The organism is Acinetobacter bereziniae LMG 1003 = CIP 70.12 (assembly GCF_000368925.1).
GTDB classification, from domain to species: domain Bacteria; phylum Pseudomonadota; class Gammaproteobacteria; order Pseudomonadales; family Moraxellaceae; genus Acinetobacter; species Acinetobacter bereziniae.
This window is the reverse complement of the sequence record NZ_KB849756.1, coordinates 270,895-280,812: the sequence shown is the minus strand read 5'-3', so window position 1 is coordinate 280,812 and position 9,918 is coordinate 270,895. Positions and strand designations below refer to the sequence as shown.

The 9,918-nt window shown below is 38.3% G+C and carries 7 protein-coding genes; 2 read left to right on the top strand and 5 right to left on the bottom strand.

Features of this window, described 5'->3' with window-relative positions; genetic code table 11:
- Nucleotides 1-2,838 (top strand): M66 family metalloprotease (locus tag F938_RS11420; RefSeq protein ID WP_005031921.1); only part of this gene is annotated, 2,838 nt, incomplete at its 5' end.
- A 114-nt stretch (nucleotides 2,839-2,952) separates the two neighbouring features.
- Here F938_RS11420 and F938_RS11415 read toward each other — a convergent pair.
- The 5 genes from F938_RS11415 to F938_RS11395 all read right to left on the bottom strand — a co-directional run bounded on the left by F938_RS11415 (nucleotide 2,953) and on the right by F938_RS11395 (nucleotide 8,968).
- On the bottom strand, nucleotides 2,953-3,477 hold the full coding sequence (locus F938_RS11415) for a protein tyrosine phosphatase family protein (protein ID WP_010591581.1): 525 nt from the start codon (nucleotides 3,475-3,477) through the stop codon (nucleotides 2,953-2,955).
- A gap of 74 nt (nucleotides 3,478-3,551) precedes the next feature.
- Nucleotides 3,552-4,643: a 3-deoxy-7-phosphoheptulonate synthase gene (locus tag F938_RS11410; RefSeq protein WP_004830496.1), complete on the bottom strand. Its 1,092-nt coding sequence runs from the start codon at nucleotides 4,641-4,643 to the stop codon at nucleotides 3,552-3,554.
- A 142-nt stretch (nucleotides 4,644-4,785) separates the two neighbouring features.
- Nucleotides 4,786-5,664: a sulfite exporter TauE/SafE family protein gene (locus tag F938_RS11405; protein WP_005031919.1), complete on the bottom strand. Its 879-nt coding sequence runs from the start codon at nucleotides 5,662-5,664 to the stop codon at nucleotides 4,786-4,788.
- A gap of 318 nt (nucleotides 5,665-5,982) precedes the next feature.
- Complete coding sequence (locus F938_RS11400) at nucleotides 5,983-7,473, bottom strand: amidase (RefSeq protein WP_005031918.1); 1,491 nt, start codon at nucleotides 7,471-7,473, stop codon at nucleotides 5,983-5,985.
- A 22-nt stretch (nucleotides 7,474-7,495) separates the two neighbouring features.
- Complete coding sequence (locus F938_RS11395) at nucleotides 7,496-8,968, bottom strand: GGDEF domain-containing protein (RefSeq protein WP_005031916.1); 1,473 nt, start codon at nucleotides 8,966-8,968, stop codon at nucleotides 7,496-7,498.
- Between the two features lie 253 nt (nucleotides 8,969-9,221).
- Between F938_RS11395 and F938_RS11390 the strand changes: the two genes are divergently transcribed.
- A complete protein-coding gene (locus F938_RS11390; RefSeq protein WP_004830501.1) occupies nucleotides 9,222-9,716 on the top strand; it encodes a hypothetical protein in 495 nt (164 codons plus the stop codon).
- Nucleotides 9,717-9,918 lie beyond the last annotated feature (202 nt).

Below are 9,918 nucleotides of genomic sequence, written 5' to 3'. Positions count from 1 at the left end.
GATGGCTCCAACAATGGATCTATAGAAACACCTCCAGAGAATGGTTCGGGCGGTTCGAATAATGGCTCTACAGAAACTCCACCAAATAGTGGTTCGGATGGCTCTAACAATGGCTCTACAGAAACTCCACCAAATAGTGGTTCGGGTGGCTCCAACAATGGTTCTACAGGAACACCACCAGAGAATGGTTCGGGTGGTTCAAACAATGGCTCTACAGAAACACCACCTAACAATGGTTCAGATGGTAATACGGGTACAACGCCACCTGTTGCTGAAAAATATCCAGAGCCTGTTAAAAATAAAATTTCGAATAAGATATTGGGATTCTATGATTTTAATGGACAAGGCGAAAATCGATTACTGCGTAATGATTTAACGGGTAATTTCGCTGCAATGGTACAGTTTGTTCAAAGTCATGCGGTCAATCCTAAAAATAATGAACAGGATAAAATGCCACGTTTGACCACTGACAAAGATGCTTTGTTATTGGTAACGCCTTTGGTTGCGATGGGGGAACTCAACCAATTACAAGCTGAAATTTATCAAGGTAATCAACTGATTCGTACAGTTAATTTAAAAGAACCATCACGCCTTGCAGCTTCAGATCAATCCAATCAGGACGATCGAGCACGTGTCATGTACTCAAAGCAAGCATGGTCACTTGCTTTGAAGTGGAATGAAGTTCGTCCAGGACTTTCTATTCGCGTCATCGATCCAGTCAATAATCGTAGTGGTACGCTTGGCGGAAGCGATATTGACTTTGCAGCGCCCGGAGAGCTTGTGGTTCAAAGTATTCGCTTAGGTTTATTGACCGATGCACCAAAATCCAATGGGCACTATATGCTTTTGGAACCAGAAAAAGCGGGTACTGATTATTTACAAACCATCCCAGCTGCAAAAATGATTGTCAGTAAATATGAGGAAATGAAACTCAATCGTGTGATGGTTGCGAGTGGCGTGATTTATGATTCAGCGAGCGCGACCAATGGGGGCGTTTATGATGGTGACATGCGTGAGAATACTGCGAAATCTACATTTAGTGTCGGTATAAATTTAGCTAATTGGGGGGTGACCAGTTCCTCAATGCAAAGTCAGGAACAACCACAGCTGACACAAAGTGTTGTGATTCATCATGCCAGAGGTAAATATGCCAATGGTGAGTCAAATCATGGCTTGAGTGGTGGTAATGGGATTTTGACATTGATTGATTCTATAGGAAATGAATTCAGTCATGAAATTGGACATCATTATGGATTAGGACATTATCCAGGCTCTGTTGAAACCAGTGGTAGCCCAACCAATTATTTCTGGTCTGCACATCATGCGGATAGTGGCTGGGGCTATATTGCATTTCGTAATAAGATGCGCGGCAACTTAAATTGGGGCAGTACTAATTTAGGAGATGGGAGTAATGGGGTGCCTAACTTCCAAAATTTATATGCTTATGGCTGGGATGCAATGAGTGGTGGCGCAAGTGCCAGCTCGATTTCTAAATATACCCACTACACAGGTTATAGTACTTGGTTGAAAATTCAGCCTGCATTTGATAAGTATATTTGGGATGCAAACTCAATCACAGGTTATAAAAAGTGGAATGCAAACACACGAGAAATGGTGGATGCTCAACCCAAAACGCCAAACTCAGGCAATGTTTGGTACAACAGTGCAGATGGAAATTTTTTAAAGCCGCGTCTATTTAGTGTGCCAGTTTATACAATTTTAGGGGGATATGACCCTGTAAATCAGGTGGGTATTGTTTATCCTGCTGCACGTGGTAACTGGGGCAATGTATTCAATTTGCCACAAGTCAATACCTCTAGCACTGCTGCAAGTTGTTGGTTGAATGTACAATATGCCAGTAAAGTTGAACATATTGCACTTGCACCACAACGGGTAAATGCTGGAAGCAATGCCAATAAGTTCCATGTCAATCTTGCACAAAGTGATACACCTCAAAATGTGGATCTTTATTGCCAAAAAATGGGTCAACAGGCAGTTAAGCTCTCTAGCATCAGTATTCCTGTTGCAGTTGAAGCTATGACGCCTTTTGTGAGCATTGGTAAGGAAGCAGAATATTCTGCTTTAAGAAAAATTGAAATGCCGCAGCTTGAACAAGCTTTACTCAATAATCAAGGTAAAGCGGTGGTTAAACTTGATGCGAATTCACGTTTACTATTTGATTCTTATCGTCTATTTAAAACTGAACTTTCTCCAAATGCACAGCTTGAAATGGTACGTTACACCCAACAGCAAATAAAACTTTATCGTTTAAATCGTTGGATTAATGCTTATCGAGTTGATTTGGAAAGTGGTAATGCTGAAGCGATTGAGGCATTTAACCGATTTGTGGCTAAATTGGAATTGAATAATGATTTTAATTTAAATGAAGTTTCTAGTCTAAAAAATGGAACCAACTGTTTGAAGGTAGAAACACTGTCTGATGGCAAGCTAAATGCCTACATCAGTGGTAAGAGTGCTTGTACAGGTGATGACTCTGAGCAATGGATTTATGATGCGATGGGTAAAATCCATAGTAAGAAATATATGGATCAATGTTTAGCAAGTCAGGCTGGTGTGATCAATCTTGCATCATGTAATAATGAGAGTTCAGCGCAGGCATGGATGATTAATTCTACATTACAACGCATTGAACAAGGTTCAAAATGTTTTGATTTAGAATATGGTTATTTAAATAACAATCGTGCCCGTTTGATTAGTTATAACTGCGGGACAGGTGGGAATCAAAAATGGACAAGTTTACTCTCCAATAATAGTTTGATTTTGGCTGCGACAAGTTCAGCAAACTTACCATTGATCAAACAATTATTGATTCATTAAGCAGAATCAGATTGTTTAGATCGCTATAAAATAAGCGCCTAAGGGCGCTTATTTTTTATCATACTGGATGCTTTTATATTGAAATCGATCAAAGATATCAAGGGTGTTATATTTTTAAGAAAATTGGTCTGCATGCATTAATGAGTGTTGTAAATCTTCAGTTGCTTTACGTCCTTGAAGTTGTAGACTGACTGCATGCATTAACCCTGTCCATGTCTCATTGGGTTCCCACACTTGATGCAACAACTCTTGTGCTGTTGGCATATCCATATCCATAAAATATTGACGATATAAATACATTAGGCTACTGACACGCATGTTCTTGGCACAATGTACCCACACCATTTTTTCCTGCACTAAATGTGCAATCAAATCTAGAGCAAATAAACATTGGTCATCTGCAGGTCGATCCCAATGAATGGGAATTTGGATATAGTTTAAGCCTAACTCAGCACAGATTTTATCTTCATGTTCTAAATGTACCGACGCATCTGTAAATGCCAGATTGATGATTGTATCTACGCCGTATTCTTTAATTTGCTTCAGTTGTTCAGCCGTCGGTTGACCTGAAGTCAGTAAATGTTCATGGACAAACTGAAAGTTTGCGATTTGACAGAGTTCTTGTTCAAGTTCGTTCATAGCATTCTTACAGAAAAATTTTAATAACATCATAAACAAAAACGCCATCTATGTAGATGGCGTTTTTATACTAATTAACGCTTAGGTAAAATATCTTTTAAGGCTGCATCCATTTCAAGCAATGCTTTTTCTGTAGTTTCCCAGTCAATACAGCCATCAGTCACTGATTTACCATATTCCAAATCGCTTAGATTTTCTGGAATATCTTGACGCCCACCTTTGATATGACTTTCAACCATGATGCCAACAATCGATTTATTCCCATCAAGAATTTGTTCTGTGATATTTTTCAATACCAATGGTTGCAAATATGGGTCTTTATTTGAGTTTGCATGACTGGTATCAATCATAATTTTCGTACTGACTTTAGCTTTTGCTAGTGCGTTTTCTGCTTCTGCAACTGAGCCTGCATCATAGTTCGGCTTACCATTCCCGCCACGTAATACAACATGCGCATACGGGTTACCACTGGTACGAATCACTGAAACTTGACCTTCGTTATTCAGACCTAAAAAGCTATGACCATGCTTCACGGATTGCATTGCGTTGGTTGCAACAGTTAAGCCACCATCGGTACCATTTTTAAAACCGACAGGTGATGACAAACCAGATGACATTTCACGATGGGTTTGGCTTTCTGTGGTACGTGCGCCAATGGCAGACCATGAAATTAAATCTTGATAATACTGAGGTGAGTTTGGATCCAACGCTTCAGTCGCACAAGCTAAACCTTTGTCATTTAACTCAAGCAGTAATTTACGTCCTAAACGTAAACCTTTTTCGATATTAAAAGAATCATTCATGTCAGGATCATTGATCAAACCTTTCCAACCTACAGTTGTACGAGGTTTTTCAAAATAAACACGCATGATGATGTAGAGCGTATCTTTTACTTTTTCGCTTAAAACTTTTAAACGATCTGCATAATCATGGGCTGCAACAGGGTCATGAATCGAGCAAGGACCAATCACAACAAATAGACGTTTATCTTTACCATCTAAAATATTACGGACTGTTTCCCGACCATGAAGTACAGTTTGGTAAGCATTTTCATTTAATGGGAGTTCAGCTTTAAGTTCAGCTGGAGTTACAAGCGTTTGAATGCTTTGGACATTCACGTCATCAATATCTGATTGAATAATTGGATTTGAATTTAATGTATTCATTGCCGTCACTGGGTATTAGAACATACAGAAAGTATTTTTAGTGGTCAGAATATAACATGAATTGGTTCAAGTTTTGTTATAAATAAATCATTAAAACTTCACAACCCATTCATAATGATAAGTTATCAATTACAGATTAAATTTAAACCTGCTGTTGTTGAACCGTTTGAGTAACCATGACTGCCTGTGGTTTTTCAACAGGTTTAGATTTAACTGGATTTAAGATAAAGTTAATACCTAGAGCAAATAGGGTGATTCCAAGTACTTTACGGATCATCTTTTCAGGCATTTTCGAGCTGATTAATGTGCCAACAATAATCGCAGGAATAGACCCAACCAGTAGCCATCCGAGTAATTGAAAATCTACGTTGCCTGAAGTCATGTGTGCAAAACCTGCCACAGAGGTGAGTAAAACTGCGTGTACCACATCTGAACCAATGATACGAATCATCGGTAAGTTCGGAAACATCAGAATGAGTGCCATGACACCAAAAGCGCCAGCACCTACAGAGGAGAGCGTCACGAATACACCCAGTACAATGCCCATGAGCACGACGTATACACGCTTACCTTGAATGTTAAAATTATTTACCTCTTGAAAGTCGTGTTGATCTTCACGAAATTTGGCAAAAAACTTTTCAATTCTGGCACGGAACATAATGGATAGACCTGTTAGCGTCAGCATAAACCCTAAAACCATGGTTAAGATGGCTTTGTAATGGGTTGAACCGCTCAAATAGTTTTCTAAAACCCAATGGGTCACAAATGATGCTGGAACACTCCCTAAAGCGAGCCAAAGTACGATAGGCCAAACAATATTGAGTTTTTTTGCATGTACAAGTGAACCGCAGAACTTTGAAATCGCAGCATAGAGGAGGTCCGTTCCGATGGCGATGTGTGGTTCAATTCGAAATAAACTAATCAAAATAGGTGTCATCAGTGATCCACCACCGACACCGGTAATACCTACACAGAAACCGACTAAAACGCCAGCCAAAATAAACTCAACAGGACCAAACATGACTTATTTGCCAGATATCAAAAAACAGGCATATCTTATGACTTTTTTGTATAAGTGGTTGTCTTGATTGTTGATTTACTTATGCAAAAAAATGCTAAAGCCTCTATTGTTAAAAATACCCAATTTTTTAAATGTTTGGCTAGGTGGTGGAGGCATTTTATAAACAATAAATCAGCTGCTTGATCATTTATTCTTTGTCGCAAAGTTTAGTTTTGATTTGGGGATTTAAAGGTTTAATTAAACTTTTATAGTTATTAAAAAATACGTAAATATTCATATAAATGGTAAAATTTATATGAATATTTACAATAAGTTAATTTATACCTTGATGGATTGGTAACGTGTTGCCCAGGGTTGTGCTTGTTCTAGCTGTGCCGCCAATTGTAATAGCGTATCTTCATGCCCAAATGGGGCAATAAATTGAGAGCCTAAGGGTAAATGATCTTTGTTCCAATATAAGGGTACAGACATGGCAGGCAAGCCCGTAATATTTGCCAGTTGTGTAAAGGGTACCCACTGCAAATTATTTTTAATCAATTGTTCAACCAGTTTTCCTTTAGCCAGTAAGTGTGCTTGGTCAACTTTAAGTAACGCTTTTAAAATAGGAATTTGCCAAGCAGGTGTTTTGACTTCACCATTTTTGGGTGCAACAGATGCAGTGGAGGGGATAAGGAGTAAATCATATTGGCTAAAAAATTGATTCATTTGAGTTACATAAGTTCCCCAGTTATTCAGGTTGTTGATGTAATCCAATGCAGATGCTTTAGCACCAAATGCAGCAATGGCTAAAGTATCTAATTCAAAATCTTGATCTTTTGCACCAAACTGCTGTTTAACTTGTTTTACAGTATAAGCACATTGGCTGAACCATGTGGTAATAAAATCTTTAGCCAAAGCCATTCCATCAATCTGCGGTGAAGCTTCTTCAACGATATGCCCTAAGGATTGTAGCAACTTTACGGTGTTTTGAATGGCATTGACGGCATCTTGTGATACTTGAGTACCAATGGGTGACGTGACTGAAAAACCAATACGTAATTTTTTTGGAGCTTTTTGAATGATCTCTAAATAGTTTTCTGTTGGACGTTGAATATTAAAAAGTGCACTGTGATCTGAACCTTGTGTTGCATCCAGCATTGCTGCGCTGTCTCTTACGGATTTACACAATATATGCTGCATTGCTGCACCATGCATGGCTTCACTAATTTTAGGTCCCCAAGGCGTACGTCCTCGACTTGGCTTTAATCCAAACAACCCACAATATGATGCGGGAATACGGATTGAGCCTCCACCATCACTTGCCCCTGCAATAGGTACAATTCCAGCAGCAACACTTGAGGCTGCACCCCCTGATGAACCACCACTGTTATATTTGAGATTCCATGGGTTTTTACAGCTTCCCCATGCTTCAGGTTCAGTGATGCCTTTAATGCCAAATTCAGGAGAGTTGGTTAAACCAAAAGTTACGACACCTGATTTAATCCAGCGAGTAACGATTTCAGCGTTTTCTTTGGCAATATATTGGGCATTTTTAAAAGATTTTGAACCGAAAGAGGTTGCCACACCTGCGAACTCTTGGTGGAGATCTTTTAATAAAAAAGGAACGCCAGAAAAATGACCTGAATGGTGGTTATTGGCATTTTTCATTGCCTGTTCATACATCGGAATCACGATGGCATTGATTTTAGGATTGACCTGTTCAGCACGTTGAATGGCGATTTCAAGTAATTCATGCGCTTGTATTTGTCTGCTTTGTACCAGTTGTGCTAAACCGATGCCATCATATTGAATATATTCTGAATATTTCATTGCATTCCCTCGCAATTTAAGGTTAATGGGCAAATATTTTTTGATCTTGTTGAATATCTGTTTCTAAACAAAGTTGATTTCTTCCTTTTTCTTTCGCCAAATACAGTGCTGCGTCTGCACGTTTGATGAGCTGTTGAAAGGGAATACAGTGGGGTAATGTTTGGTAACTCAAACCTATACTTACACTGATCTGAAGTGTACGTTGATCATCTAAATAAATAGGGGTATCGAAGGTCATATTACAGATTCTTTGAGCAATTGCGATACTTTGATCTAAGCTTAAATCTTTCAGTAAAATTGCAAATTCCTCTCCCCCTAAACGACCGAGCAAGTCATGGGCACGTAGCTGTGCTTTTACTTGTTGGGAAAATGTTTGTAAAACATAATCCCCAATCAAATGTCCGTATTGATCATTAATTTTTTTAAAATGATCTAGATCCAGCAGTAATATCGTCACACTATGCGCTGTTTTTTCAGTATTTTTGGCGATTGTACGTTCACTTTCCTCATAAAAATAACGTCGATTTAACGTAGTTGTTAAACCATCATGATTGGCGAGATATAAAATCTGATGATATAACTTTTGTCGGTTACGACTGATAATGGTTAGCGTCAACGGTCCTAATGCCAGCATAAACAAACCTATTCGAACGGAAAGCGTTGTTTCTAGATAGGCATTTGGTGATTGGGTAATATAGTATGAGGTCAATGCATTATATAAAAGCATACATACCCCACAATTGATAATTGAGACAAAGAATAGATTATAACTGAGTGCAGCCCATATCAATGCCGCAATTGGGAACATGATTGCACCCGGACCGATAAAAAAGTGGGTGAGTGTTACTGAGAAAACAACACCTAAAAAAGGTAAAATAAGTTGGGCTTGAACGGGTTGTTGCTTAAATTCATGGAAATAACTTTGTAACGTAGTGCGGTTTGGAATTGCTAAGACGATTGGTAAAAATGCGATGACATTGAGGATTTCTCCAGTCCACCACATCCCAAAGTCGATCCAGATTCGATCGATAGACATAAAGGTATTGGGCAAGTGAGGAACCGTTAAGCAAGCAACTGTAGCTGCGGCGAGACAACCACCAAATGCACTGATGCCAAAAAGATATAAAAAAGTTAAACCTTTATTATATTGTTTATAGTCTAGTTTAAAGAAATGAATAAGTAATAAGGTTACCAAAGTGTGCGATAGATTGGCTAAGGTTAAAAATAAGGTCACTAAAAAACTATTTCCAGTGATCAGGTCTGCAAGCATAAAACCTGTAAATGCACCTAGCCACCCACCAATATTTTTGAGCGTGGTAAATCTTAAAAAGAGTCCGAGTAAGACGGCATTTGCTGGCCAGAAAATAGCAAGAAAGGAGAGCGGTCTACCCAATATTCCAGCCAAAGCACAGGCAAATATGATCACTGCAATCAGAAAAAATGCAGAAATATTGTCCTTAAACGTTTGACTTAAATACAGTATCGCTCGTGGCAAATGACTAACCTATTTTAGAAGAATGCTTAATTCCAATTCCAAGTCACGTGGCTTTGTCTTTAAGGTAGTAATGATAATCATATCTATGTATATCGATAAATCAATAGTTTTAATCGCCTTTAATCCAGCATTTTAGAAATTTATTCTGCAGTTGAGCTTGGATAAAGATTGTTCTTATATGGTTAATTTTACATGTTTTATTATAAATGTATGATAGTTTATACATGATAAAATTTGGCATACAAGATTGGGTATGAAAAAAACAGCACTTATAATTTCTTTACTGCTTAGCTTTTCTTCTTACACTAAAGCTGATGAGGCACCTCCACGCGCTCAAGCAACAACGACCAACAATGTAATGGCGACAAATACAACCAGCACCATTCGAATTAGTACTCGACCTGAAATTTTAGGTTTATGGGGAATGGAAATTCCTGAAAATAAAAAATGCATCGAATATTATAATTTCCGAGGTTCCAATGAAGTTGTTGTCAACAGTGCCAAAGAGTGGTCAGTAGGACTTTTTGATTATCAACCCTCGCCTGATAATACTTTAGAAAAACCTCCTGCATTGATCATGCAAATTCGCTATGAAAATAACGAAACCGATTGTTCCGGGCGTAAAGAAGATCAAACTGGGGATGTGTCGCAGTATTATGTAAAGTGGATTAATAAAAATACCATGAGTTTTTGTGCGTCAGATAAAGGGGATCAATGTTTTGCCACTTTGCGCAAAGTCTTGCCTTAGGTTTGAGATATATAATTTGAACAGTGCCATGGCTTAAAGATGTTGTGCTGATAGGTCACTGAGTTAAATGATAAATCGATTTCATTGATATTAAAAAACCTCTGTTTTGAACTGAACCCTATAAGTTGGACACAACTTATAGGGTATTTTTATGAAATACAATTTAAAGTTTAAACAAGCAGTCATTGCTTATTATGCTCAA

Excerpts from the sequence above, each read along its gene's own strand:
- F938_RS11415 (WP_010591581.1), bottom strand. The coding sequence starts at position 3,477 with ATGAACGAACTTGAACAAGAACTCTGTCAAATCGCAAACTTTCAGTTT.
- F938_RS11405 (WP_005031919.1), bottom strand. The coding sequence starts at position 5,664 with ATGTTTGGTCCTGTTGAGTTTATTTTGGCTGGCGTTTTAGTCGGTTTC.
- F938_RS11390 (WP_004830501.1), top strand. The coding sequence starts at position 9,222 with ATGAAAAAAACAGCACTTATAATTTCTTTACTGCTTAGCTTTTCTTCT.
- F938_RS11410 (WP_004830496.1), bottom strand. The coding sequence starts at position 4,643 with ATGAATACATTAAATTCAAATCCAATTATTCAATCAGATATTGATGAC.
- F938_RS11400 (WP_005031918.1), bottom strand. The coding sequence starts at position 7,473 with ATGAAATATTCAGAATATATTCAATATGATGGCATCGGTTTAGCACAA.